30 protein-coding genes are annotated in these 22,443 nt (G+C 63.4%); 18 read left to right on the plus strand and 12 right to left on the minus strand.

Going from position 1 to position 22,443, the window contains the following annotated elements; all coding sequences use genetic code 11:
- Positions 1 to 7: 7 nt before the first annotated feature.
- Positions 8 to 430, minus strand: a complete 423-nt coding sequence (locus tag MY494_RS04805; protein WP_247911594.1) for a hypothetical protein — start codon at positions 428 to 430, stop codon at positions 8 to 10.
- Positions 430 to 3,162: a type I DNA topoisomerase gene (topA, locus tag MY494_RS04810; RefSeq protein ID WP_247911595.1), complete on the minus strand. Its 2,733-nt coding sequence runs from the start codon at positions 3,160 to 3,162 to the stop codon at positions 430 to 432. Before topA ends, MY494_RS04805 begins: the two co-directional genes overlap by 1 nt.
- 129 nt (positions 3,163 to 3,291) lie before the next feature.
- On the opposite strand from topA, the gene MY494_RS04815 reads away from it, so the two are divergent.
- Positions 3,292 to 4,863, plus strand: a complete 1,572-nt coding sequence (locus tag MY494_RS04815) for an NAD(P)H-quinone oxidoreductase subunit N (protein ID WP_247911959.1) — start codon at positions 3,292 to 3,294, stop codon at positions 4,861 to 4,863.
- Complete coding sequence (locus MY494_RS04820) at positions 4,863 to 5,573, plus strand: ABC transporter ATP-binding protein (RefSeq protein WP_305852212.1); 711 nt, start codon at positions 4,863 to 4,865, stop codon at positions 5,571 to 5,573. The genes MY494_RS04815 and MY494_RS04820 overlap by 1 nt, the downstream gene beginning before the upstream one ends.
- Here the strand turns inward: MY494_RS04820 and MY494_RS04825 are convergent.
- Genes MY494_RS04825 through MY494_RS04845 form a run of 5 tightly spaced genes read right to left on the minus strand, consistent with a single transcriptional unit; the run spans position 5,570 to position 9,615 of the window.
- Complete coding sequence (locus MY494_RS04825; RefSeq protein ID WP_247911961.1) at positions 5,570 to 6,529, minus strand: M23 family metallopeptidase; 960 nt, start codon at positions 6,527 to 6,529, stop codon at positions 5,570 to 5,572. The genes MY494_RS04820 and MY494_RS04825 overlap by 4 nt on opposite strands.
- A gap of 38 nt (positions 6,530 to 6,567) precedes the next feature.
- Positions 6,568 to 7,314 carry a biotin--[acetyl-CoA-carboxylase] ligase gene (locus tag MY494_RS04830; RefSeq protein WP_247911596.1) on the minus strand — a complete coding sequence of 249 codons (747 nt, stop codon included), beginning with the start codon at positions 7,312 to 7,314 and terminating at the stop codon, positions 6,568 to 6,570.
- Positions 7,296 to 8,504, minus strand: coding sequence for an aminotransferase class I/II-fold pyridoxal phosphate-dependent enzyme (locus MY494_RS04835; protein WP_247911598.1), 1,209 nt, complete (start codon positions 8,502 to 8,504; stop codon positions 7,296 to 7,298). Before MY494_RS04835 ends, MY494_RS04830 begins: the two co-directional genes overlap by 19 nt.
- Entirely contained in the window at positions 8,491 to 8,823 is a 333-nt protein-coding gene (locus MY494_RS04840; protein ID WP_247911599.1) for a co-chaperone YbbN, read from the minus strand. Before MY494_RS04840 ends, MY494_RS04835 begins: the two co-directional genes overlap by 14 nt.
- Before the next feature lie 24 nt (positions 8,824 to 8,847).
- Positions 8,848 to 9,615: a PspA/IM30 family protein gene (locus MY494_RS04845; protein WP_247911600.1), complete on the minus strand. Its 768-nt coding sequence runs from the start codon at positions 9,613 to 9,615 to the stop codon at positions 8,848 to 8,850.
- Between the two features lie 76 nt (positions 9,616 to 9,691).
- Between MY494_RS04845 and MY494_RS04850 the strand changes: the two genes are divergently transcribed.
- Positions 9,692 to 10,261: a DUF721 domain-containing protein gene (locus MY494_RS04850; RefSeq protein ID WP_247911602.1), complete on the plus strand. Its 570-nt coding sequence runs from the start codon at positions 9,692 to 9,694 to the stop codon at positions 10,259 to 10,261.
- Here the strand turns inward: MY494_RS04850 and MY494_RS04855 are convergent.
- Genes MY494_RS04855 through MY494_RS04865 form a run of 3 tightly spaced genes read right to left on the minus strand, consistent with a single transcriptional unit; the run spans position 10,255 to position 14,110 of the window.
- On the minus strand, positions 10,255 to 12,063 hold the full coding sequence (locus MY494_RS04855) for a glycosyltransferase family 39 protein (protein ID WP_247911604.1): 1,809 nt from the start codon (positions 12,061 to 12,063) through the stop codon (positions 10,255 to 10,257). The genes MY494_RS04850 and MY494_RS04855 overlap by 7 nt on opposite strands.
- Before the next feature lie 26 nt (positions 12,064 to 12,089).
- Positions 12,090 to 13,178, minus strand: coding sequence for a glycosyltransferase family 4 protein (locus MY494_RS04860; protein WP_247911605.1), 1,089 nt, complete (start codon positions 13,176 to 13,178; stop codon positions 12,090 to 12,092).
- The gene (locus MY494_RS04865) at positions 13,175 to 14,110 is read right to left on the minus strand and encodes a DMT family transporter (RefSeq protein ID WP_247911962.1); all 936 of its coding nucleotides are present in this window, start codon (positions 14,108 to 14,110) and stop codon (positions 13,175 to 13,177) included. Before MY494_RS04865 ends, MY494_RS04860 begins: the two co-directional genes overlap by 4 nt.
- 77 nt (positions 14,111 to 14,187) lie before the next feature.
- Here MY494_RS04865 and sppA point away from each other — a divergent pair, with 77 nt between their 5' ends.
- The 11 genes from sppA to MY494_RS04920 all read left to right on the plus strand — a co-directional run bounded on the left by sppA (position 14,188) and on the right by MY494_RS04920 (position 20,917).
- A complete protein-coding gene (gene sppA, locus MY494_RS04870; protein WP_247911606.1) occupies positions 14,188 to 15,000 on the plus strand; it encodes a signal peptide peptidase SppA in 813 nt (270 codons plus the stop codon).
- Entirely contained in the window at positions 14,997 to 15,368 is a 372-nt protein-coding gene (gene aroH, locus MY494_RS04875; RefSeq protein ID WP_247911607.1) for a chorismate mutase, read from the plus strand. The genes sppA and aroH overlap by 4 nt, the downstream gene beginning before the upstream one ends.
- 121 nt (positions 15,369 to 15,489) lie before the next feature.
- A complete protein-coding gene (locus tag MY494_RS04880; protein ID WP_247911608.1) occupies positions 15,490 to 16,095 on the plus strand; it encodes a DUF2808 domain-containing protein in 606 nt (201 codons plus the stop codon).
- A 57-nt stretch (positions 16,096 to 16,152) separates the two neighbouring features.
- A complete protein-coding gene (gene rpmH, locus MY494_RS04885; RefSeq protein WP_071778002.1) occupies positions 16,153 to 16,290 on the plus strand; it encodes a 50S ribosomal protein L34 in 138 nt (45 codons plus the stop codon).
- An 81-nt stretch (positions 16,291 to 16,371) separates the two neighbouring features.
- Positions 16,372 to 16,761, plus strand: a complete 390-nt coding sequence (gene rnpA / locus MY494_RS04890) for a ribonuclease P protein component (RefSeq protein WP_247911610.1) — start codon at positions 16,372 to 16,374, stop codon at positions 16,759 to 16,761.
- Positions 16,758 to 17,210 carry a PH domain-containing protein gene (locus tag MY494_RS04895; RefSeq protein ID WP_247911611.1) on the plus strand — a complete coding sequence of 151 codons (453 nt, stop codon included), beginning with the start codon at positions 16,758 to 16,760 and terminating at the stop codon, positions 17,208 to 17,210. Before rnpA ends, MY494_RS04895 begins: the two co-directional genes overlap by 4 nt.
- A gap of 41 nt (positions 17,211 to 17,251) precedes the next feature.
- The gene (gene yidC / locus MY494_RS04900) at positions 17,252 to 18,388 is read left to right on the plus strand and encodes a membrane protein insertase YidC (RefSeq protein WP_247911612.1); all 1,137 of its coding nucleotides are present in this window, start codon (positions 17,252 to 17,254) and stop codon (positions 18,386 to 18,388) included.
- Between the two features lie 3 nt (positions 18,389 to 18,391).
- Positions 18,392 to 18,934 carry a DUF177 domain-containing protein gene (locus tag MY494_RS04905; RefSeq protein WP_247911613.1) on the plus strand — a complete coding sequence of 181 codons (543 nt, stop codon included), beginning with the start codon at positions 18,392 to 18,394 and terminating at the stop codon, positions 18,932 to 18,934.
- Positions 18,931 to 20,418, plus strand: a complete 1,488-nt coding sequence (locus MY494_RS04910) for an AAA family ATPase (protein ID WP_247911614.1) — start codon at positions 18,931 to 18,933, stop codon at positions 20,416 to 20,418. The genes MY494_RS04905 and MY494_RS04910 overlap by 4 nt, the downstream gene beginning before the upstream one ends.
- A 90-nt stretch (positions 20,419 to 20,508) precedes the next feature.
- Positions 20,509 to 20,670, plus strand: a complete 162-nt coding sequence (locus MY494_RS04915; protein WP_247911615.1) for a hypothetical protein — start codon at positions 20,509 to 20,511, stop codon at positions 20,668 to 20,670.
- 22 nt (positions 20,671 to 20,692) lie between these two features.
- Positions 20,693 to 20,917: an RNA recognition motif-containing protein gene (locus MY494_RS04920; RefSeq protein WP_247911616.1), complete on the plus strand. Its 225-nt coding sequence runs from the start codon at positions 20,693 to 20,695 to the stop codon at positions 20,915 to 20,917.
- Here the strand turns inward: MY494_RS04920 and MY494_RS04925 are convergent.
- Positions 20,914 to 21,075 (minus strand): hypothetical protein, encoded by a 162-nt coding sequence (locus MY494_RS04925; protein WP_185188151.1) that lies wholly within the window; start codon positions 21,073 to 21,075, stop codon positions 20,914 to 20,916. The genes MY494_RS04920 and MY494_RS04925 overlap by 4 nt on opposite strands.
- Positions 21,076 to 21,275: 200 nt before the next feature.
- On the opposite strand from MY494_RS04925, the gene MY494_RS04930 reads away from it, so the two are divergent.
- Together MY494_RS04930 and MY494_RS04935 are read left to right on the plus strand one after the other, a co-directional pair.
- Positions 21,276 to 21,473: a hypothetical protein gene (locus tag MY494_RS04930; RefSeq protein WP_247911617.1), complete on the plus strand. Its 198-nt coding sequence runs from the start codon at positions 21,276 to 21,278 to the stop codon at positions 21,471 to 21,473.
- A gap of 59 nt (positions 21,474 to 21,532) precedes the next feature.
- Positions 21,533 to 21,763 (plus strand): hypothetical protein, encoded by a 231-nt coding sequence (locus tag MY494_RS04935; RefSeq protein WP_247911618.1) that lies wholly within the window; start codon positions 21,533 to 21,535, stop codon positions 21,761 to 21,763.
- Here MY494_RS04935 and MY494_RS04940 read toward each other — a convergent pair.
- On the minus strand, positions 21,760 to 21,933 hold the full coding sequence (locus MY494_RS04940) for a hypothetical protein (protein WP_247911619.1): 174 nt from the start codon (positions 21,931 to 21,933) through the stop codon (positions 21,760 to 21,762). The two genes, MY494_RS04935 and MY494_RS04940, sit on opposite strands and share 4 nt — an antisense overlap.
- 131 nt (positions 21,934 to 22,064) lie before the next feature.
- Between MY494_RS04940 and MY494_RS04945 the strand changes: the two genes are divergently transcribed.
- Positions 22,065 to 22,265: a hypothetical protein gene (locus tag MY494_RS04945; protein WP_247911620.1), complete on the plus strand. Its 201-nt coding sequence runs from the start codon at positions 22,065 to 22,067 to the stop codon at positions 22,263 to 22,265.
- Positions 22,256 to 22,441: a hypothetical protein gene (locus MY494_RS04950; RefSeq protein ID WP_247911621.1), complete on the plus strand. Its 186-nt coding sequence runs from the start codon at positions 22,256 to 22,258 to the stop codon at positions 22,439 to 22,441. The genes MY494_RS04945 and MY494_RS04950 overlap by 10 nt, the downstream gene beginning before the upstream one ends.
- Positions 22,442 to 22,443 lie beyond the last annotated feature (2 nt).

Consider the following 22,443-nt stretch of genomic DNA (forward strand, 5'->3'; position numbering starts at 1 on the left):
GGCCGGCCTAGCGCGGATCAGGCGCAGGGGTACGTGTTGGCGTTGTCCCGTCGGAAACGCGCTCAATGGTCTCCACTTCAAAGGCCAAACCAGCGGCGCGCAAGGCCTGGGTCAGCACCTCCGCAGGGGCGGAGGGGTCAGCGGCGGGCAACTTGATCGTGACCCGATAGGGGGCCGGAGGGGAGCTCCGACGAGGAGCAGCCGGGGTCTGAGGAGGCTTCGGCGTGGGCTTTTGCACCACCGGCGGCTCATCCTTCTTGGCGGCCGGTGCAGGGGCAGCCGGTTGGCTGGGGGGCGCAGGGGATGGGGCCGGTGCAGCAGGGAGGGGGTCCGAGAAACTGCGGGAGAGCTGATCGCCCAGGGGCGTGCCCTGGCAACCGGAGAGGGCGGCTGCCAGGAGCACGAGCGAACCCCAGCGCAGATGCGCCATCAGCTATCAGCCGCCTTCACGATCCTCACAGCGCTGGCCCGCAGGCGACCTGTCTTGGTGGTGGCCGGAGCTTTCTTCGCGGCTGGCTTCTTGGCGGCTGGCTTCTTGGCGGCTGGCTTCTTGGCAGTCGTGGACTTCGCCGCGGTCTTGCGGCCCTTGCCCTTGCCAGCCGCGGCCTTGGCCGCCAGCAATTCCACCGCCTGCTCCAGGGTGATGGTGTCGGCTGTCGTCCCCTCGGGAAGTGAGGCGTTCACCTTGCCCTGCTTGACGTAAAGGCCATAGGGGCCATCAAAGAGCTGGATCGCCTCATCGGCTCCCTCGGGGGTGCCGATGTCCTTCAGCGCTGTGCGGCCACCACGGCCCCGCTTGGGCATGGCTAGCAATTCCAGGGCGCGGGAGAGGCCCACCATCAGGACATCGTCTTCGGCCTTCAAGGAGCGGTAGTCCTTTTCCCCCTTGCCCTTGTGGTGAACGACGTAGGGGCCAAAGCGGCCCAAGCCGGCCTCCACCTTGCCGCCATCGGGGTGTTCCCCCAGGTGCCTGGGGAGACGCAACAAGCCGAGGGCGTCCTCAAGGGTGAGATCCTCGGGTTTGGTGCCCTTGGGCAGGGAGGCGCGCTTGGGCTTGGGGTTCTCGTCGCTGACCTGGCCGCGCTGCACGTAGGGCCCGTACTGACCAAACAGCAGATAGACCAAATCGCCGGTCTCGGGATCTTCACCCAGCGATTCGGGACCATCCGCTTTCTGCTTGAGAATGAGCTCCGCTTTTTCAGAGTCGAGATCCGCAGGGGTGATCTCATTGGGGAGGGTGGCCTTCAGCAGCTCTTCACTGCCGTCATCAGCCACGCGCTTGGTCTCCAGGTAGGCACCAAAGCGGCCGATCCGCACCACACAGGGCAGACCTTCAAGAGCAATCGTTCGCGAGGCGGTGGGATCGATGTCCCCTTCGCGTTGCTGAACCTGGGTCTCGAGACCCTGGTCACCCTTGTAAAAACTTTCGAGGTAGGGCAACCACTGCACCTTGCCGGTCGAGATGTCGTCGAGGGTGCCCTCCATCCGCGCGGTGAAGCTCGTATCCACCAGATCGGGGAAGTGCTCCTCCAGCAGGGCTGTGACTGCAAACGCCGTGAAGCTGGGGGTCAGCGAGTTGTTCTGCAGCGTCGCGTAACCGCGGTCAACAATCGTGCCGATGATCGATGCATAGGTGGAAGGGCGACCGATGCCCTCCTTCTCGAGCATCTTCACCAGGGCCGCTTCGCTGTAGCGAGCGGGGGGCTGGGTTTGGTGGCCCAATGCTTCCACCGCTTTACAGCTGGGGCTGTCGCCGGTTTTCAGGCTCGGCAGCAGCACTTCCTGACCTTCCAAAGCGGCATCGGGGTCATCGCTTCCCTCGACGTAGGCACGGAAGAAACCAGGAAAATCAATGCGCTTGCCATTGGCCCGGAAGTTGGCAGGCCCCAGGTTTCCGCCGTCGACCTCGAGCTCAACGCTGAGCATGGTTAGACGGGCCTCCGCCATCTGGGAGGCAACGGTGCGTTTCCAGATCAGCTCATAGAGGGCCAGATCACGGCCATCCAGGCCGGTGGCCGAGGGGTCGCGGAAGCTTTCACCGGCGGGCCGGATCGCCTCGTGGGCCTCCTGGGCGTTGCGGGCCTTGGTGGAGAACTGACGGGGTGAACCGCTGAGGTAGTCCTTGCCGTACTTGTCAGCGACGCAATTGCGGGCCGCATTGATGGCCTGGTCACTGAGATGCACCGAGTCGGTGCGCATGTAGGTGATGAAGCCACGTTCGTACAGCCCCTGGGCCGTGCGCATGGTCTCGCGGGCCGAGAGACGCAGCTTGCGGTTGGCCTCCTGCTGCAGGGTGCTGGTGGTGAAGGGCGCCACCGGCTTGCGGGTGGTGGGCTTTTCCTCCACGGACGACACCCGCCAAGGGGCCGCCAAGACCGCTTCACGCAGGCTGCGGGCGTCGGCTTCGCTCAGCAAACGAACCTTGCTACCGGCCTTCAGCCCACCGGTGTTTTCGTCGAAATCCGACCCACCGGCAATGCGCTCGCCCTTGAGATGGGTGAGCTTGGCGTCAAAACTGCTGCTGCCCTTGGCCAGCTCAGCCTTGAGATCCCAGTAGCTGCCGCTCTTGAAGGCTCGGCGAGCCCGCTCGCGTTGCACCAGCAACCGGACGGCCACGGACTGAACCCGGCCTGCACTGAGGCCCCAGGCGACCTTTTTCCAGAGCAGAGGAGAGAGCGTGTAGCCCACCAGGCGATCCAGGATCCGCCGTGTTTCCTGGGCATGGACAAGCTCCATGTCGAGCTCACGGGTCTGGTCGAGGGCCCGGCCGATGGCCTCTTTGGTGATCTCGTGGAACACCATCCGCTTGACCGGAACCTTCGGGTTCAGCAGCTGCAGCAGGTGCCAGCTGATGGATTCCCCTTCCCGGTCTTCGTCCGTAGCCAAGAGGAGTTGATCGGCGCCTTTGAGGGCGTCCTTGAGTTCTTTCACCACCTTCTTCTTGTCCTTCGGCACCACGTAAAGCGGCTCGAAGTCGTTGGTGGTGTTCACGCCGAGATTGGCCCACTTCTCACCCTTGTGAGCCGCGGGGATCTCGCTGGCGTTGTTGGGCAAGTCACGCACGTGCCCCATTGAGGCTTCAACTTTGAAGTCCTTCGGCAAGAACCCGCGGATGGTGCGGGCCTTGGTGGGGCTTTCAACGATGACGAGGGTGTGCGCCACAGGCAGGCGGTGAACCGCTTCCCTCTTTATCGCATCGGCGGTCAACCCCGTCGAGAAACGCCGAAGGATGACGCCAGCGCAGCTACAGTCCAGCCCAACGGGCGTGTTCCAACAGCTGTGCTCTCTCTTCTGGCTGCCGCCGACACCGTTGCAACTGCGGCTGCACCAGCGGTGAGTGGCATTACATCGCTGCAACTCAATGCAGGTGCCATCGCGCCAGAAGGTGCTGTCTTACTGGCGATGGTGGCCTGCCTGCTCGTGGATCTGGCCGGCGAGAAAGCTGCTGCACGCTGGGTTCCACTGTTCTCTTACATCGGTCTGGGCGGAGCCCTGGGCCTGCTCGCCCTGCAATGGGATGCGGCGCCACTGGAGCCCTCATTCCTGGGCGCCTTCCTCGCCGACAACTTGGCCATCGCCTTCCGGGCCGTGGTCGCCGCCTCAACGCTGGTCTCCCTTCTGATCAGCTGGCGCTATGTCGAGCGGGCCGGAACACCGGTTGGTGAATACGCCTCGATCCTCTTGGCTGCCACGCTCGGGGCCATGCTGCTCTGCGGCGCCACCGATCTGGTCAGCATTTTCGTCTCCCTCGAGACCCTCTCGGTCGCGAGCTACCTGCTGTCGGGCTACATGAAGCGCGATGCCCGCAGCTCTGAAGCAGCACTGAAATACCTGCTTGTCGGCTCAGCAGCAGCAGCCGTCTTTCTCTACGGCGCCTCCCTCCTCTACGGCCTGACAGGCGGCAGCACCAGCTTGGAGGCCGTGGGGCTGGCCCTACAAACCAGTGCCTCACCAGTCGCCGCCCTGGCGTTGGTGTTCGTCTTGGCAACGGTCGCCTTCAAGATCGCCGCGGTGCCTTTCCACCAGTGGACCCCTGACGTCTACGAAGGATCTCCGACCCCGGTGGTGGCGTTCCTCTCAGTGGGTTCTAAGGCCGCTGGCTTTGCTCTTGCTTTGCGGATCCTGGTGGGCTGCTTCGAGCCGTTCGAAGCCCAGTGGAAATTGCTGTTCACGGTCCTAGCCATCTTGAGCATGGTCCTAGGCAACGTCGTTGCTCTGGCCCAGACTTCCATGAAACGGATGCTGGCCTACAGCTCGATTGGTCAGGCCGGTTTCGTGATGATCGGCTTGGTCTGCGGCACGGAAGACGGCTACGCCGCCATGGTCCTCTACATGGCGGCCTACCTCTTCATGAACCTGGGCGCCTTCGCCTGCATCATCCTGTTCTCCCTTCGCACTGGCAGTGATCGCATCAGCGACTACGCCGGCCTGTACCAAAAGGACCCCCTGATCACCCTCGGCCTAAGCCTCTGCCTGCTGTCCTTGGGAGGCATTCCCCCGATGCTGGGCTTCTTCGGCAAGATCTACCTCTTCTTTGCCGGCTGGGCCGACCAGCAATATCTCCTGGTGGTGGTGGGTCTGCTGACCTCTGTGGTCTCGATCTACTACTACATCTCTGTGATCAAGATGATGGTGGTCAAGGAGCCCCATGAGGCTTCTGAAGTGGTCAAGGCCTACCCCGACTTGAACTGGAGCCTGGCTGGACTGCAACCGCTGCGCGCCGCACTGGTCTCCTGTGTGGTGGTGACCGCCGTTGGCGGCATCCTCTCCAACCCCCTCTTCAACTGGGCCAGTGGAGCCGTCTCTGGCACACCCATGCTCCAGAAAGCCCTGGCCTCGGCCGCGGGCCTCCCGGTTGGCTGATGACAAGCGGCACCGGGCCGGTCATTGCCGAACTCGAGCACATCCGCAAGACCTACGGCAGCGGAGACACAACGGTCGTCGCTCTCGATGATCTGACCATGAGCGTTCGCCGCGGGGAGTACGTCGCCGTGATGGGCACCTCCGGTTCAGGCAAGAGCACAGCGATGAACATCCTGGGCTGCCTCGATCGACCCACGAGCGGCAGCTATCTCCTCAACGGCACCGCCGTCGAGGAGCTCACAGACGATCAACTGGCCGATCTTCGAAACCGCGAGCTGGGATTTGTCTTCCAGCAGTTTCATCTTCTCCAGGAGCTCACGGCCCTCGAGAACGTGATGTTGCCCATGGTCTACGCGGGAGTTACGGCCGAGGAGCGCGAGGAACGCGGCATCCATGCCCTCGAGCGCATCGGCCTTGGTGAGCGGCTCTACAACAAGCCCAACCAACTCTCGGGCGGCCAGCAGCAGCGTGTCGCTCTGGCTCGCGCGATCATCAACCAACCCAATCTTCTGCTGGCGGACGAACCCACTGGAGCGCTCGATTCCCGCACCACTGCCGAGGTTTTGGACCTCTTTGACGAGCTGCACCGGCAGCAGGGAATAACGATCCTGCTGGTCACCCACGAACACGACGTGGCAGCACGGGCCCAACGGGTGGTCCATTTCCACGACGGTCGCCTGGTGAGCTCAGGCGCTGGCTCCCAGGTTTAACCGCTAGGACGCTCCAGGCTGCTGATCAGCTGCCCCATCAGCAGGGCGACCGCATCGCTCCCGCGCAGGGCAGATCCAGCATCGAACTCCCCGGGATCCACGGCCACCCAGCCACCAGAAACCGGCTGACGCAGCTCGAAATGCAGGTGAGGGCCGGTGCTCAAGCCCGTGCTGCCCACCCGGCCCAACACCTCCCCTTGGAGCACACGATCACCGGCGCGGACATAGAGCTCCGAGAGATGGCCATAGAGGCTGCGCCGCCGCGGCCGTTGGTGCTCCACCTCCACCGCCAAGCCGTAGCCACCAGCCAAACCACTGCTCACCACCCGACCGGCCAAGGCCGCGACCACCGGGGTGCCCTCTGGGGCCGCCAGGTCATCTCCGGCATGGAGACGCCAGCCCCCCAGCAGAGGATGCAGACGCCAGCCAAAACCGCTGGATTTGAAGGCAGAGCCAAGGATCGGCAACAGCAAACGCCGGTTGCCATTGCCCGCAACCGGTGCCGGCCGCGGAGTGACCCGAAACACCTTCGCCATGTCAAAGCGTCCGCCCAATAGGGCCGACACCGGGACCGACAAGGGAGGACGCCGCGATCCCTCCTGCCGCAACCCCCAACGCAGGGCTATGCCACCACGGCATTCACGGGCGGAGAGTGCCCCACTCCGGCAGCCCTTTTGGAAGGCCCCCACATCCAGCGGCTGCAGATCCATGCCTCCCCGCCGCAGGGCTCGGCGCTCTGAGGGGGTGACAATGCCCTGACGCACCAAGGCATCGAGGGACTGATCAAAGCGCTTGGGGGGAGGGACAGCCTGAAGCTGTTGAAGCGATGGACGCAGGGCGGGCTCTGGAGCCGGTATGGGCGGCGGAGCCAACGGTCCACCGGGCTCAGACGCCACAGGTCCAGCCAGCAGCAAGGGCGTCAGCAGCAGCCAACGGAGCCGTGGGATGAGGATCACAGCCACCGGGGCACGAATGAAGCCAAGACTAGGAAGCCCTAAAAACGCCGCCGCAGGACCATCGCGCCCGAGGCGTTTTGGAGTTGCAGGCCACCATCACGGCTGAGTCCTCTGACGGTCCATTGCTGGCCATCGTGCTCAAACCCTCCGGAATTCCACAACCGCTGCTCAGCCTGACGCCGCACCAGTTCCGGCTGGTCCGCCGCTGCTACGGCCCATTCCAGGGCCTGAAGGACGCGGGCTCCCAACTCCGCGGGCCGCTGCTGCCCCAGCAGCTGATGCAGGCTGACCGCTCCAGCAGGGACAGCATTGGAGCCGTTTAATCCCAAGCCCACCCGGGCATAGCGAAGGCGGCCAGCGCGCCAGGCCAGCCGCGGCAGGAAACCACAGAGCTTGAGGCCCGACACCAGCAAATCATTGGGCCACTTGATGGCGGGTGCCAGTCCCAGGTCCTCCAACTCAAGCGCCAAACCCACGGCAACCGCCAAGGCCAGGGAGGCCGCCGCCTCCGGATCCGAGTGCCAAGGCAAGGCGGCACTGAGCCAGATCCCACCGGCTGGAGACGACCACGGGCGTCCCTGTTGCCCATGACCGAAGCCCTGGCGGCGGGCCAGGACCACGCGTGCTGCTGACCCCATCGGATCGTGCTTGATCCAACGGTCCAGCTCAATCTCGGTGCTGGCGCAGATTCGTCGCACCTGAATCCTCCACGGCAGGGGGTAGTCCCCGGGAGAGTGACGCAACTGCCGCGCCAGAACTCCGGCGCTTAAAGGCTTTGTAGCCATGCCCCCATGCGCTGGGCGCCAGCCTCCAGGGCCGCCATGTCATGCACCAAGGCCAGGCGTGCAAACCCCTCTCCCCCCTCGCCAAAGCCATTACCAGGGGTTAGGCAGACCCCCGTTGCGTCCAGCAACTGCCCGCAGAACTGCTCGGAGTTCCAACCGCGCAGACGAGCCTGCTCGGGCAAGGCAAGCCAGAGATAGAGCGCCATCGACGGACAGCGAACGGGCCAACCCGCCCCCGCCAAGGCCGCCATCATCCGGTCCCTGCGCTCCCGGTAGATCGGTTTCAGCCGCTCGGGCCAATCTGGCGCCTGCGCAAGGGCCGCGATTCCCCCAGCCTGAAGGGCCAAGGACTGGTTGAAATCCACCACACCCTTGAGTTGGCGGAGCGCTTGGATCAGCGGAGCGGCGCCGATCGCGAAGGCCATCCGGAACCCACCAAGACACCAGCCCTTGGAGAACGAGAAGAACTCAATGCCGCACTGGCGCCAATGGGGTGAACGGAGCAGGGACGGTGCCTCCCCCTCGAGGGCTAGATCGACATAGGGGTTGTCGTGGGCGAAGACCAGACCATGGCGGACAGCCCTCGAGGCCGCCTCATCGACCCAGGCCTGCTCGCCGGTGGTCGCCGTTGGGTTGTGGGGGAACCCCAGGACCATCAACTTGAGCGCATCCCACTCGGAATCACTCAGTTGATCAAAGTTGGGAGCAAAGCCCCGCTCCTTCTCGAGCCGCAGGAAACGCGGCTGGGCAGAAGCCAAGCGCAGCCCCCCCAGGTGGGAGGGATAAAAGGGATCAAGCAGCAGGGCGGAATCCCCGGGGTTGAGCACCGCCAGCGGCAGGTGGGCTGTTCCCTCCTGGGAACCCACCAGAAACAGGACCTCAGTGGCTGGATCCACAGCCACACCAAAGCGACGCTGGGCCCAGGCGGCGACCGCCTCGCGCAAGGGGGCGGTCGCGCCGTGAAGGCAATAGGAAGAACTATCTGGCTCCCCTAAACGTTGACGGATCGCCTCAATCGCCACCGGGGGGGGTTGAAGATCCGTCGACCCCAACGACAAATCAAGTAGGGGGGCCAGCCCGGCCTCGGACCGGGCCCGATAGGCCACCTTGCGTTTGTCGTTGCGGGCAAAAACGCCGCTACCTAGGCCACGAACCCGTTCAGAAATCGTGAACGGATCAGAGCTGGGCATCCAAGAAACCCTGGAGCTGGGACTTGGCCATGGCACCCTCGTGGCGGGCAATTTCTTGGCCGTCCTTAAAGAGCAACAGGGCGGGCAGTCCCTGGACCTGCATCCGGTCGCGGCTGGAGGGATTGGGATCCGCTTCCAACTTGCCCACGGTCAGACGACCGGCGTACTCCTCAGCCGCCCAATCCATCAGCGGGGCCATCAGGCGGCAGGGGCCGCACCAGGTGGCCCAAACATCGACCAGCACCGGGGTCGAGCACTCCAGCACCTCGGCCTGGAAGTTGGCATCGGTGAGCTGAATAACGGACACGGCGGCAGACATGGGTGAGGCGATTGTATGGAGGGCTTAGAGGTTGTCGATCGAACGCCTGAGCTCTTCAAGCTCCGTATCAACCTCACTCACCTTGACCGGCTGAACCCCTTCAGTGCCGGCGGGCAAGGACGGGGCCGCGGAGGAACCCGAAAGCTTGCCTTTTAGGGCCTCAAGCTCGGAATCCACTTCGGGGGCTCCTTCCAGGGCAGCGAACTGACTTTCAAGATCCGCTCCGGCCAGTTCAGCGGCTGCCTGACTACGGGCCTCCAGGGCTTGCACCTTCTCCTCCATTTGCTCAAAGGCCGCCATGGCGGAATTGGTGCCGAGATTGCCGACGGCGCTCTGCAGTTGTTCCTGGGCTTGGGCCGCTTGGGCCCGTGCCTTGAGCATGTCTTTCTTGGTCTTGGCTTCGGCGATCTTGCTCTCGAGCTGCACCAGGCTCTTCTTGAGCTGATCCACCTGGCCGCATTGGCTCTGCAACTGCCCTTGCAGGGCCGTGGCGGTGTCCTGGCAAGTCTTGCGTCGCCCTAAGGCTTCACGCGCGAGATCCTCTTCCCCCTTCTTCAGGGCCAACTCAGCACGCTCGTACCAGGTCTTGGCCTGGGCATCGGCCTGATCCGCCTGGTTTTGGATTCGCTTTTGACTGGCAATGGCCGTGGCGACGGCCTGGCGAAGTTTGACCAGATCGGCCTGCATATCCGCGACCGACTGTTCGAGGATTTTTGCGGGATCTTCAGCCGCACTCAGGGCTGCGTTGGCATTGGCACGAACCAGCCGGCCGAGGCGATCAAAAAAGCCCATGAAGCAAGCAGAGCTGAGGCCGAGACTAACCAGTGTGAGCCGCCCTGCACAGCGCCAATTCCACTAGGTTCGATCCATGGGCATCGCCCCCCGCAACCAGACGCGCCGCCAGGGGGATGTGAACCTCTTGGTGCCGCCGCCGAGGCCACCGATTCAAGGCCTGGGGGAATCCCTCAGCAGCCTGCAGCGGGAGTGGAAAGACGAGGGGAGCCTGGCGGGCCTCTGGCAGGCCTGGCCGCGAATCGCCGGCCCCCAACTCGCTCCCCACTGCCGGCCACTGCGGTTGCACGGCGGACGGCTCGTGGTGGGAGCCAATCACCCCCAATGGCTCCAGGCCCTGCGGTTTAACAAGCACCAGCTACTCGGCGCCCTGCGCGGAGCAGGCTTTGCTGTGAAAGATCTGCAGTTTCAGCAGCACCAAAGCACCCCCTTGCCCCCAGCCGGCAGCGGTCTGGAAGAGGAGGTCTGGGCTGAGCATCCCAGCCGAGTCGATGTCTTTGGCATGGGCTCCTGTCCCAAGTGCAACCGGCCCTCACCCTGCGGGGAGCTGCAGCGTTGGGGACACTGCAGCTTCTGCCAACGGGACACCATGGATAACGGTGTCGCCATGGGGACTTCGAGCCAGGAGACAGAGGCTGATCAGTAGCGCTCAGGGCGCGGATCCTGCCAATCCGTAGCAAGGCCAGCCTGTGCCCCCAGATCTTGGGACCACTGGGCCAGGGCTAAGCGGGGAACCCGCCAAAGCTGATAGAGACCGATCGCTCCGAGACGCTGGTGCTGAACCCCGCGCCAGTGGGGCAGCGTTGCGGTCTGGCCATCGATCACCACCAGAACGCTGGATCCAGGGGACGCCGGCGTCGGTCGTTGACCGCGCCGCTCCTCACGGGCCAAGCGGTCGTTCAGGTTCAGCGGACCATTGGGCTGAATCCCCTCGTACACCACGACTTGCTGGGTGTAGTAGTGCAGGGAGGGCTTCAGGATGCCCACCATCGCCAGGGGTTCCTGCGGCCGCTGCTGCTCGAGCACAAGGGCCGCCATCCGGCGCACGGGGAGCTGACGCAGGCGATCTCCCAACTCGACCATGGGCACCAGGGCCGTCAAGACAAATGCCCCCATCCCCAGCTGCTGAACCAACAGCCAGCCCCTGCGGGAACTGGAGGGCCCCCACCAGAGCAGCAGTGCCGCCACCCCGCCCAGTCCGAAGCAGAGCGCAGCCCGCTGAATGGCACCACTCGCCAAGAGCGCCGAGGACAAGGTCGGCATCTCCGGTTCATTGATCAGGGGAACCCAGAGGTTCCCGGCGGCCAAACCGACCGTCAGCAGACCCACCAGGGCCAGGGTGGCAGCCCTCAGAGCAGCGGAGCGCCATCCCGCCCGCAGGTTTTGCGCCGCCAAGGCGATCAAGAGGCCAGCGGCCGGCGTCGCGGGGATCCAGTAGCTGGGGAGCTTTGTGGCCGCTGCGGTGAAAAAGACAAAGACAGCCAGCAGCCAGCAGGCTGCAAAGCGTTGGAGTGACTGTTCGGGAGCAACGGGCCTGGGACGCAGGGCTCCGGCTAAGCCTGCCAACAGCAACGGGGTGAAGGGCAGCGAGGCCACCACCAACACCGGAAAGAAAAACCACCAGGGCTGCAGGTGGTTGTTGACCACGCCGGTGAAGCGCTGAAGGTTGTGGTAGCCAAAAAAGCTGTCCCAGTAGGGCTGCCCTTCCACCAAGAGCTCCAGGGCGTACCAAGGCAAGGCCACTGCCCCGGTCAGGGCCAATCCACGCCAGGGTCTCCAGAGGACCCAAAGGCCGGGTAGATCCCGCTGCAGCAGGGCAAAGAGGAGCGCCGTCAGGCCGGCCAGGACCACCGCCACGGGACCCTTGGCAAGCATGGCCAGACCCAGCACCAGCCATGGGAGCCACCAACGGCAAAGCCCGGCATAGCGCCACCAGAACAGCAGCAACGCCGCCGACAACAAGCCACTGAAGAGGGCATCACTCACGGAGATGCGGCTCCAGAGCAGCACCAGCGGCGAAAGTCCAAACGCCAAGGCCGCCGCCATCGCGGTGATGGCCTGTTGCTGGGCATCAGGCCAGTGGCCCTGCGGGGAGGGCTGGGGGCGGCGCAGCAGGGTCAGCGCCAGCAGCAGCATCAGACCGATGGAGCTGAGGGCCGACGGCAGGCGGGACGCCCAGGTCCCCAGCGGATTCCACAGTTCCTGACCCGGCAGGGCGTAACCCAACCCCATCAGCCAATAGACCAAGGGCGGCTTGTCGTAGCGGGGTAAACCATTCACCCGTGGGGTCAGCCAATCCCCTGTCTCCGCCATGGCCTTAGCGGAAGCGGCAAACAGTGGCGGCGTCTCATCCACCAAACCGGTCGTGCCGAGCCGCCAGACGAACAGCAACAGGCCGAAGACCGCAACCAGCAAGAGCACCAACCAGGGCTTGCCGTTCCGAGGCACCACAGCGGATCGCGACAGGCCTGACCCTATCGCCCTTTCTTGATCAAGCCGTCTACGAGCCACTGCTCGAGCCGTTCCGCCAGAACAGCCTTGGAGGCCTGCCGCTCCACCCATTGCCGGCACTGACGGCGATCAATCTGATCGACCTGCTCCAGCGCTTCGGCCAAGGCGGACGGCTGGTCGGGCTCCACCAACCAGCCGTTCACTCCGGGCTGAACCAACTCCCCTGGACCGCCCCGGCGGTAGGCCACAACGGGTACACCACAGGCCATGGCCTCGACGACGACGTTGCCGTAGGCCTCATTCCACTTCGGGGTGTTGAGCAGAGCGCGGCAGCGGCCTAGCTGCGCCTGGAGGGAAGCGGTGGGCAAAAAGCCACGCCAATCCAAGGTTCCGGGCGGAACGGAGGCCTGGACCCGCTCGGCATAACCGGGATCCTCCACCAGGCCCCAAACCGCCAGGCGTTGGCCCACTTCAGCCGCCGCCGCGGCCGCGTCCTCCAACCCCTTTTCAGGGGCCACCCGGCCCACCCAACCCAGGAGGGGCTCGGGCTCCAGGCAAAGGGTGTAGTCCGCGAGATCAAAACCATTGCCCACCACCACTGGGGGCTGCGGCAGGTCGAAATCGGCCGCCTGGGTGGCGGTGTGGAAGGCCAGCCGCCGTTGATCCCATCGGGCCAGCTCGGCAATGGCCCCATCCATGACCTGGTTCACCGAGCCCATGCTGACCAGGTGAAAAATCGGCACCTCAACCAGAGGAGTCAGCCAAAACGGCAGCCAGTCGTAGCCGAGGTTCAGCACCACATCGATGGGCTCCTGCAGCGCCCTCTGCCAGAGCCGTGGCAGGAGTCCCTGGGCTGGGATCCACATATCAGAAGCGCGTGGAGCGTGCTGGCAGCTCTCTTGGGGCGCACCGCTTTCAGCCAACAGAGCGGCTCCCGCGCAACTGGAGGGCAGGCGAGAGCCCGCGGCCGCGGCCACCGTCAGGCGATGGCCGCGATCGAGCAGCCCACTCACCAGGCTCACCAGGGTGAGCTCCACACCCCCAGACTTCCCGCTCCCCAGGGGACCCAGCGCAGGAGCGACCACCAGGATCGAAAGCGACCGCGTGCTCATGGAATGAGTTCCTGCTCGATTGGATCGGGCTGCCAGAGCTGGGTGCGTCGATTAATCAGAACCACACTCAACAACGCCAGGGCCGCGCCGAGCCACTGCAGGGGGCTCAGTTGCTCCTGGAGCAGGGCCACTCCACAGAGAAGCGCGAAGACGGGGGTCAAAAACGTGAGGGCCGTGAAGCTGGTCAGCTCTTCATGGTTCGCAAACCAGAAGAACAGTCCGTAGGCCAGGGCGCTGCCAAACAGGGCCGCATAGGCCATCAGCAGCCAGCCCATCGCTGACCACTGCGGCCACGGGCCCAGGGCCACGGGATTCCAGAGCGGCTCAAGGGCCGCGCCCGCCAGCAGTGGCAAAGCCCCTAGCGCCAGATGCCAGCCGGTCACTGCCACCGGATCACTGTGGCGGCAGGCATAGCGGCTCAAGACCGTCCCTAAGGCCATGGCCAACGCCGCGGCCAACATCCAGAGCTCACCGTGGCTCCATGCTTTCTCGCCAAACACCTCCGGTCCCATCAACCACCACTGCCGAAGCAAGGACTCCGGCAGTCCCAGACAAAGGATGCCGAGCAAGCCCACGAGCAGGCCCACCCAACCCACAGGGTTGATCGCCTCACCAAACAGGCTCCGGGCCAACAGGGCCACCAGCAGCGGCTGGGAGTCAATCAACACCGAACCCAGGCCAGCACCGGTTCCGCCAAGGCCCCGGGCGAGCAAGCCCTGAAAGGCCGTGGCATCCACCACCACGAACAGCGCAAACCAAAGCCAATCGCGGCGATCAACCGTCAGGGATCGCCCCAAGACTTGGGCTGCCACCAAGACCACCAGACCTGCAGGAAGAAGCCGCATCCAGGCCAAGGTCAGGGGACTAGCCCCATCCAGCAGGGGCCGCATCGCCGCCATCGCGGTCCCCCAGAGCGCAAAGGGGAGCACCATTGCCAGCCAGCGCAGGTTCACCGGCTCCAACCGCCCACAGGCTCCTTTTTAAGATCCAGCGATTGCAGATCGACTCGATGCCCTGGCCCTGGCGACGCAAGTCACGCCGCAAACTCGCGCGCATTGCCATTGAAGGGCCCATCGCCTCCGGCACCCGCAAGCGCGTCCTCAAGGCCCTAAGGGAAGTCGAGAAACGGGAATTCCCCGCCCTGCTGCTGCGCATCGACAGCCCCGGCGGGACCGTTGGGGACAGCCAAGAAATCCATGCCGCCCTGCTGCGCCTGCGTGAGAAGCACTGCAAGGTGATCGCCAGCTTTGGCAACATCTCTGCCTCCGGCGGCGTCTACATCGGTGTTGCAGCCGACAAGATCGTGGCCAACCCTGGCTCCATCACCGGTTCCATCGGCGTGATCCTGCGGGGCAACAACCTCTCGCGCCTGCTGGAGCGGATCGGCATCCAGTTCGAGACCGTCAAAAGCGGTCTGTACAAGGACATCCTTTCCCCTGACCGCGCCTTGAGTGCTGGCGAGCGGCAGCTCCTTCAGGAGTTAATCGACTCCAGTTACGGTCAGTTCGTCAGCGCCGTTGCTGAAGGGCGCGGTCTGAGTGAAGAAGAGGTTCGTCGCTTTGCCGATGGACGCGTCTTTAGCGGTGCCCAGGCCAAAGATCTGGGCCTCGTGGATGCTTTGGGCGATGAGGAGCAGGCCCGGCGCCTGGCCTGTGAACTGGCCGAGCTGGATCTTGAAAAGACCAAGCCCATCACCTTTGGACAAGAGAAAAACCGGTTCGCAGGGGTCATCCCTGGCCGCTCTCTCTTCTCCCTGGCCCTGCAGTGGCTCAAGCTGGAACTGAGCAGCAGTGGCCAACCCCTTTGGTTGCATCGTCCATGAGCCCTGAGCAATCGCTCCGTGCCCTCAGGGGTGCCACCACAGTGACGAGCAACAGCCGTGAGGCCATCCAAGAGGCGGTGGAAGAGCTGCTCGATGCTTTGGCAGAGCGGAACAACTTGAAAGGCGAACAAATCCTGTCGCTCACCTTTTCGGTTACCGCCGATCTCGACGCCTGCTTCCCCGCTGCCATCGCCCGGCAGCGGCCCGGCTGGGACGGTGTGGCCCTGCTGGATTGCCAGCAAATGGCTGTAGCTGGCGACCTGGAGCGCTGCATTCGTCTGTTAGCCCATGTCTGGCTGACGCAACCCGCCCGCCACGCTTACCTGCGGGAAGCGGCACGGCTCAGACCAGACCTCGCCAATTCCTGACCTCGCCGATACCTAGGCAGTCGCATCTGGTCACAACTGCCAGCTGCTTGGCCGCCCACCGGCCCCGGTCTGAACCCCTTACCCCCTGAGAATGGCCCTAACGGGCAATGTTTGAGGAACCATGATCAATCGCAACCGGGTGTCCTTCAAACGGACTGCTTTCAAACTTGCGGCCCTGGCTGGCTGTGGTGCAGCCCTGACTGGAGCCCAGCTGGGTCTCGCTCCTCAAAAGGCGCTGGCGCAAGGGACCCCGAGCATCATGGAGTTCCGCTGGGATAACACCAAGGACTACCGAAAGCTCTACTACTTCACGACGAATACCGTTCGTCAACAACGCGCTGAATACTATTTTTTGCTGAAGCCGAAGGATCGCAAAACAGCGATCTTGAAGCTGGCGATTTCGGTACCGCAGACCTTCGATACAACGCTTGATCCCCAAAAAATCAAGCTCTGCTACATGAAATCGGGCAGCATGACCAAACGCACGCGGTGCGAAGAGACCATTCCCGCGACGGTTGAAGTCACCGCCGATGGACGCTCGATCGAAATCTTCCCGGACACCCCTGTTCCGGTTGGCAAGACGATCGGGGTCTACATGCAGGTGATCAATCCACGCAGCGCGGGAATGTTCCAGTTCAACGCCTTGGCTCAAGCTCCCGGTGCCGTCCCAATCTCTGGCTACCTAGGCAGCTGGCTGATCCAGGTGGACGCCACCTCGGATTTCTGAGTCACTCCAACTGATAAGTTGACGGATCGACGTTGAAGGCGCAGCCGAGCCGGAGCCATGACCAAGCGCACCCTTGAAGGAACCAGCCGTAAGCGCAAACGGGTGTCCGGTTTCCGTGTTCGTATGCGGAGCCATACCGGCCGTCGCGTGATCCGCTCCCGCCGCAAGCGCGGTCGGGCCCGTCTGTCGGTCTGATCCCGTCCATTTCCAAAGACGCTTCGGCCCTAGCACCGAAGTCCCACCGCCCCCTCAGCCAACCCCGCGTAGCCCCAAGCCATGGCGCTTTCTCGGGAACACAGGCTGAGGGGGCGTTTTGTCTTTGATCGGATCTACCAAAAGGGGCGGCGAATCCATGGGCAATGGATGGTCCTGCGGACGATGAGGGCCGAACCCCAGCTCCTGAAAGCCGATCCAAGGGACCAAAGCCCCCTGAGCTGCCGCCTGGGTGTTGTCGTCAGTAGCAAGGTCAGCAAGCGCTCCGTTCAACGCAACCGCCTGCGCCGGCTCCTGCACGGCCATCTCAGCCGGCAACTTCCTGAAATCCCCACTCAGGGAGAGGGACTTTGGCTGCTGATCTCCCTGAAACCCGGAAGCGCGGACGCGGAAGAGCGACTCCTCCTGGGAGAATGTTGTGAACTCATTGCCAAGGCAGGACTGAGACCATGAGCGCTGCCTCCCAACCCGCTCCCGTGGCCCCGGGGGCCAGCATCAACGAAGAGGTCTTCTATGAGGGCGGGCCTGCCAAAGGAGATCTGATCAGCAACATGCTCTTCGGACTCACCCTGATCGGCCTGCCCTTTGCCGTGGGTGCTGTGGTCCGGGCCCTCTGGCTGCGCTTCCGCATCACGAGCCGACGGGTTGAGGTCACCGGCGGCTGGCTCGGCCGCGACCGCACCCAGGTGGTCTACAGCCAAATTCGTGAGGTCCGCTCGGTCTCCCGGGGCTTCGGCTTCTGGGGTGACATGGTCCTGGTGCTCAGCGATGGGATGAAGCTCGAGATGCGCGCTGTGCCCCGCTACCGCGATGCCCAAGCGTTCATCGAGGCACGGCTGAAATCCGGTCCCGCCGCCAAGAGCGCTGGCACCGCCGGTTTCGGTAGCGACGCCGCTGCCTGAGACACTGAACCACTCCCCCAACCCCCTCCGTTAGCGACGCCGTGATCGGATACATCTCCGACAACCTGCTGCTGCCAATCCTGGATTTCTTCTATGGATTGGTACCGAGCTATGGGCTCGCGATCATTGCCCTAACGGTGGTGATTCGCCTGGCTCTCTTCCCCCTGAGCGCCGGCTCGATTCGCAATGCCCGCCGCATGCGAATCGCTCAGCCGGTGATGCAAAAGCGTCAGGCCGAGATCAAAGCCAAGTACGCCAACAACCCCCAAAAGCAACAGGAGGAGCTGGGCTCCCTGATGAAGGAGTTCGGCAGCCCCCTCTCCGGCTGCCTGCCCTTGTTGGTGCAGATGCCGATCCTGTTTGCACTCTTCGCGACTTTGCGGGGATCACCGTTCGCCGATGTCCCCTACACCTTGAATCTGAAGGTGTTGCCGGCCGATCAGATCGCCGCTGTTGAGCCCAAGCCCTTCAACAGTGCCAGTCATTCCATTTTCGTGACCACGACCGATCACGTCCCCGTGATCGCCAGCCTGGAAAAGGGAACCAAGCTTGGAGTGGGTGACACCGAGACCGTCAGCCTGCACACCAAGGACGGCTCGAGCTTCTCGTCGGTGTTGAGCGGTGTCGAGAACGGTTCCTCGTTTGCCCCCACCTGGTCCGTCACCAAGGGTGAAGGGGTGGTCAGCGTGGATCAGAACGGCGCCATCCATGCCATCGCCGCTGGGGACGCCACCGTCGAGGCCAAGATCCCTGGCCTGGCAGCCCGCAGCGGCTTCCTGTTCATCAAGGCTCTGGGCCAAGTCGGCTTCTACACCGATGGCGCCATCAACTGGGATATCGCGATCCTGGTGGGCGGCTTTGGCATCACCCTCTTCCTGAGCCAGATCCTTTCGGGGATGGGCATGCCCGCTAACCCCCAACAGGCCACGGCCAACAAGATCACCCCCGTGATGATCACCGGGATGTTCCTGTTCTTCCCCTTGCCTGCTGGGGTGCTGCTTTACATGGTGATTGCCAACGTCTTCCAGGCAGTCCAGACCTTCCTGCTCACTCGTGAGGCACTGCCCGACAACCTGCAGACGATCCTCGATCAGCAAAGGGCTGCCGAAGCGAAAACCGTGACGGCGACGGTCACTGGCAGCAGTCGCATGCCGTTTGAACCCAAGGGCAAGAAATAGGGCATGGGCGACGGCCTCCAGACCGGTGATCCGCTCATTCCAGTCCCGCTCCAGGAGCTCTCCCTTCTTGAGCAGGGCAAGCAGTGGAGGATCAATCAACGGCTCAGTGAGCTGGAAAGCCTGACTCCCGTCCGCGGACAACTACGCGCAGTCCATCGCGGCAATATTCTCGAGTTGGACGGCGAAGCCAGCACCATCGTCACCCTCTGCTGTGACCGCTGCCTCCAGCAGTTCAATCACCCCCTGAGCTTTGAAACCCACGAGGTGCTCTGGCTTGGAGAGCAGGCTAGGGAGCAGGGGATGGATCTCGAAAGCGTGCTCGAGGCGGGCGGTGCTGTGATTGAGCTCGACCCCGATGAGCTCACCGAAAGCATGGATCCCCGAGCGGATTTCGATCCCGAGCACTGGGTCTTTGAACAACTGAATCTCCAGCTGCCGGTCGTGAATCGCTGCGGATCGGACTGTCCTGGACCCAACCTGAACGCAGCGGTCGCAGACGAACCGATCGATCCCCGCTGGGCTGCCCTGAAGAAACTGAACCCATGAGTCAGGCCTGGGCGGACCACCTTGATCTGTTGATCCGGGCACGGACGCCCATCCTCTGGATCCGCAGCCAAGAGGAAGAACGGATCGCCAACCTGCTCAGCGACGCCGCCAAACGCCTGGATCAGCGATCCCTGGCCCGCTGGGATTTCATTAGCGGGCTCAAGGGATGGGCCGGCCGCGATGGAGAGGCTGCTCGCAATCCGTTGGGTGCCCTCGAAAGCCTCAGCGCTCTACCAGCCGAGCAGCCAGCCCTGCTGGTGCTCCATGACTTCCATCGCTACGCCGACGACAGCAGCATCTGCCGCAAGCTCCGCAACCTGGCATCGAGCCTGCGCCAACAGCCGCAAACCCTGGTGATCACAGCGGCTGAATGGCAGCTTCCTCGGGAATTGGAGGAGTGCATCACCCTGCTGGATCTCCCCCTACCCAACCAACAGGAGATCCAGACGTTGCTGGGGAATATCGCCCAGGCAAGCGGACAGCCCATCGGCGCCGATCTGCTGGAGCTGCTGACCCACAGCTGCAGCGGACTCAGTGAACAGCGAATCCGCCAGGTCGCCGCCCGGGGCCTAGCCAGCCGGGGCCAGCTGGGAGGGGCGGACCTCGATGAGGTACTCGAAGAAAAACGCCAGGCGATCGCCCGCAGCGAACTGCTGGAGTACTGCCCAACCGAGGCCACTCCTGCAGACATCGGTGGACTGGATGCCCTTAAGCGCTGGCTCGAGCAGCGCCACATGGCCTTTAGCGATGAGGCGCGCCGCTACGGCCTGCCGCTCCCACGGGGCGTGCTGTTGGTGGGGCCCCAGGGCACCGGGAAATCACTGACGGCCAAGGCCATTGCCCATAGCTGGAGCATGCCGCTACTGCGCCTGGATGTTGGACGGCTGTTTGCCGGCCTGGTCGGCGCATCCGAAGCCCGGACCCGGGACATGATTCAACGGGCCGAAGCGATGGCACCTTGCGTGCTCTGGATTGATGAGATCGACAAGGGCTTTGGCAGTGCCGATGGCCGCAGCGATGGGGGCACGAGCCAACGGGTGCTGGCGAGTTTGCTGACCTGGATGGCGGAGAAGAGCACCGCTGTTTTTGTCGTGGCCACCGCGAATGGTGTGGACAAACTTCCTGCGGAACTGCTTCGCAAAGGCCGCTTTGATGAGATCTTCCTGCTCGATCTACCTGACGCCCAGGAACGCCGCACCATCCTTGATTTGCAACTCAGGCGCAGGCGCCCAGAGCATCGAATCCCCCTGGATGTCGTGGTGGATCGCACCCAGGGATTCTCCGGAGCGGAGCTCGAGCAGGTGGTGATCGAAGCGATGCACCAGGCCTTCAGCGAATCCCGTGAATTCGGTGAAGCCGACCTCAGCAGCGCAGCCGCACAACTGGTGCCCTTGTCTCGCACCGCCCGCGAACAACTGGAGCAACTGCAACAGTGGGCCAGCAGCGGCCGGGCCCGCCCCGCCTCGACACATTGCAGCGGGTAAAGAAGACCAACTCCAGGTAAAGAAGTCCGCTGGCCGATCTCCCCGAATTGAAAGACCAGCCCAAGCTGCTTGGAACGCATCCAAGCCGCCATGGATCAACGCCCTTCCCTCACAACGCAACTGCTGGTTGCTGGCCTTGGCGCTGGTGTGATTACGACCTATGCAGTCGCCCAAGGACAAAATCCCTTGACCGCCCTGAGCATTACGGTGTTTTCAGCCTTGGCTGCCGTCATGGTCGGCCAGGTCCTGTAGACACGAGCCCGAGTTGACTGCCATGCCCGCAGACACACTCTCGACCAGTCAGCGGGAGAGTCTGATTGACGCCCTGCGTTCCTGCCGAAGCACTGAGGAACGCCTGGCGTTTTCCAAGGACTATGCCCAGACCGGACGCGAACCCCTCTGGGAATTGATCTGCGACCTGTTGATCAGCCGCTCGATCTCACGGGCCGTAGCGGCCCATTGGCTCAAGGACCTGATCGAAGAAGGGAAAGCCTCTTAGCGGGACGTCCGCTCGGCATCCGCCTTGATCGAGGCTTCAAGCTGACGCCGCTTGTCTTCAATCAGATGGGCGCTGCTGACGAAGGCACAGGCCGTGTGGCCATCTTTGGTAAGGCAAACCTTGTAACCGAGGCCATCGGTTGTGGGTTCAAAGTCCATCAGACGCGTGCCGATGCGCCATTAGAGCTCGCAGGTTCAAAACCAACAAGGGATTGTCACCAGTAGTGTTCAAACCCACAACGCAGAGGGCAGGCATGGACGGACGGCTTGTGGTGATTGGCTTATTGCTGGTGTTTGCAGGGTTATACGTCTCGGTTTACTTCGTCACCCAGGGCATCACGCCTCCAAGTTGAAGCCAAATGCTCCGACCCAGCACTCGGTCCTGGCGCAACTTCGCCATCAAGATTGCCCTGTTTTGGTTCGCCAAGCTGTGGATCTGCCAAATCGATGTCACTAGACCCATCTGCCACATCGTGGAACGCGGATTCCTGCCCTGCCTGATGAGCTTCGCCGTGATGGATTTCTTGCTCCTGCCCTGGCTGCGAGGCAGGCGCTAGCAAGCACTCAGGCCAACCGTTAAAACACCAGAGCGCCAGAAGCCCAGGCCAGCCGCTGCATGTTCAAGATCTACCGGAAGGTCTCTGAGTTCCTGGCTCGCTTTCTGACGGTGGGGCACCCCCTGCGGATCCCAGCGCTGCTTGTCTCGCTGTTGTTTTTCTGCCTGGCTGCCACCTGGACCTTCTGGGCCACCTGGGCCCTGATCAGCGGCGTGCTGGGCCTCTCGAATGTGATCGGCATCAGTGCTGGAGTGGGGATGAATATCGCTGTTCTCAAGCTGCCCGCTTAGACGCGGCCAAAGCGGAGATAGGCCAAATAACAGATCAGGGTCAAGGCCAAGACCTGGGCCAGTGAAGGCACCAGGAAACAGCCGACGAGAACGCCAAGCGTGAGCAAGACGATGGTGGAGGGTTGCTCGAGGTTGAGGTGCTTCTGGGGCCGTCCACGAAACGGATTCATCGGGAGATCGCGGCTCCCCCCCCTTATCCGGCACAAGTCAGAGAAAGACCAGGGGAAGAGATCCTGATGAAACATTCGACCTTGACATCGCTCAGGCCTTGGCTTGGATCGTCCCTAACAGGGGCGGTGCGATGGGCGGTTATTGGTATCAATTCAACAATGGTGACCTTCTGCACTCGGGGATCCATCCCTCCGAGGTGGACTGCCAGCCCGCGGCCGCAAAACAAGGTCAGGTCGTCTATCAGGTGTTCAGTAGCCGCGAACGCTTCCGGCTACTCCGCCTCCATCGCGGCAGGATCAACCAGGGAATGAACCTCGATCAATGCGCGTGATTCGCCCGATGACAGCCACGGGGAGAGCCGTGCGCTTTATCGCCTTGATCATTGTCATCGGCCTCCTGGCCTGGATCACGCGGCATCAACCCCGCACCGCTCCAACCAGCGGCGGCGGGCTTCCTGCATCCGGGATGGGATCACCAAGGCCAGGAATGCGCAGCCTGGGGTACTGAGG

Origin of the sequence: Synechococcus sp. A10-1-5-1, from assembly GCF_023115425.1 — a bacterium.
Lineage (GTDB): Bacteria > Cyanobacteriota > Cyanobacteriia > PCC-6307 > Cyanobiaceae > Vulcanococcus.

Bases quoted from the DNA above. Each gene is read 5' to 3' on its own strand.
- MY494_RS04840 (WP_247911599.1), bottom strand. From the start codon at position 8,823: ATGTCTGCCGCCGTGTCCGTTATTCAGCTCACCGATGCCAACTTCCAG.
- MY494_RS04930 (WP_247911617.1), top strand. From the start codon at position 21,276: ATGCTCCGACCCAGCACTCGGTCCTGGCGCAACTTCGCCATCAAGATT.
- MY494_RS04860 (WP_247911605.1), bottom strand. From the start codon at position 13,178: ATGAGCACGCGGTCGCTTTCGATCCTGGTGGTCGCTCCTGCGCTGGGT.
- MY494_RS04895 (WP_247911611.1), top strand. From the start codon at position 16,758: ATGAGCGCTGCCTCCCAACCCGCTCCCGTGGCCCCGGGGGCCAGCATC.
- MY494_RS04830 (WP_247911596.1), bottom strand. From the start codon at position 7,314: ATGGCTACAAAGCCTTTAAGCGCCGGAGTTCTGGCGCGGCAGTTGCGT.
- MY494_RS04920 (WP_247911616.1), top strand. From the start codon at position 20,693: ATGCCCGCAGACACACTCTCGACCAGTCAGCGGGAGAGTCTGATTGAC.
- MY494_RS04915 (WP_247911615.1), top strand. From the start codon at position 20,509: ATGGATCAACGCCCTTCCCTCACAACGCAACTGCTGGTTGCTGGCCTT.
- rnpA (WP_247911610.1), top strand. From the start codon at position 16,372: ATGGCGCTTTCTCGGGAACACAGGCTGAGGGGGCGTTTTGTCTTTGAT.
- MY494_RS04905 (WP_247911613.1), top strand. From the start codon at position 18,392: ATGGGCGACGGCCTCCAGACCGGTGATCCGCTCATTCCAGTCCCGCTC.
- MY494_RS04845 (WP_247911600.1), bottom strand. From the start codon at position 9,615: ATGGGCTTTTTTGATCGCCTCGGCCGGCTGGTTCGTGCCAATGCCAAC.
- MY494_RS04910 (WP_247911614.1), top strand. From the start codon at position 18,931: ATGAGTCAGGCCTGGGCGGACCACCTTGATCTGTTGATCCGGGCACGG.
- MY494_RS04940 (WP_247911619.1), bottom strand. From the start codon at position 21,933: ATGAATCCGTTTCGTGGACGGCCCCAGAAGCACCTCAACCTCGAGCAA.
- MY494_RS04950 (WP_247911621.1), top strand. From the start codon at position 22,256: ATGCGCGTGATTCGCCCGATGACAGCCACGGGGAGAGCCGTGCGCTTT.
- MY494_RS04880 (WP_247911608.1), top strand. From the start codon at position 15,490: ATGATCAATCGCAACCGGGTGTCCTTCAAACGGACTGCTTTCAAACTT.
- aroH (WP_247911607.1), top strand. From the start codon at position 14,997: ATGAGCCCTGAGCAATCGCTCCGTGCCCTCAGGGGTGCCACCACAGTG.
- MY494_RS04805 (WP_247911594.1), bottom strand. From the start codon at position 430: ATGGCGCATCTGCGCTGGGGTTCGCTCGTGCTCCTGGCAGCCGCCCTC.
- MY494_RS04835 (WP_247911598.1), bottom strand. From the start codon at position 8,504: ATGCCCAGCTCTGATCCGTTCACGATTTCTGAACGGGTTCGTGGCCTA.
- rpmH (WP_071778002.1), top strand. From the start codon at position 16,153: ATGACCAAGCGCACCCTTGAAGGAACCAGCCGTAAGCGCAAACGGGTG.
- MY494_RS04945 (WP_247911620.1), top strand. From the start codon at position 22,065: ATGGGCGGTTATTGGTATCAATTCAACAATGGTGACCTTCTGCACTCG.
- MY494_RS04850 (WP_247911602.1), top strand. From the start codon at position 9,692: ATGGGCATCGCCCCCCGCAACCAGACGCGCCGCCAGGGGGATGTGAAC.
- MY494_RS04935 (WP_247911618.1), top strand. From the start codon at position 21,533: ATGTTCAAGATCTACCGGAAGGTCTCTGAGTTCCTGGCTCGCTTTCTG.
- MY494_RS04865 (WP_247911962.1), bottom strand. From the start codon at position 14,110: ATGGTGCTCCCCTTTGCGCTCTGGGGGACCGCGATGGCGGCGATGCGG.
- sppA (WP_247911606.1), top strand. From the start codon at position 14,188: ATGCCCTGGCCCTGGCGACGCAAGTCACGCCGCAAACTCGCGCGCATT.
- MY494_RS04820 (WP_305852212.1), top strand. From the start codon at position 4,863: ATGACAAGCGGCACCGGGCCGGTCATTGCCGAACTCGAGCACATCCGC.
- MY494_RS04925 (WP_185188151.1), bottom strand. From the start codon at position 21,075: ATGGACTTTGAACCCACAACCGATGGCCTCGGTTACAAGGTTTGCCTT.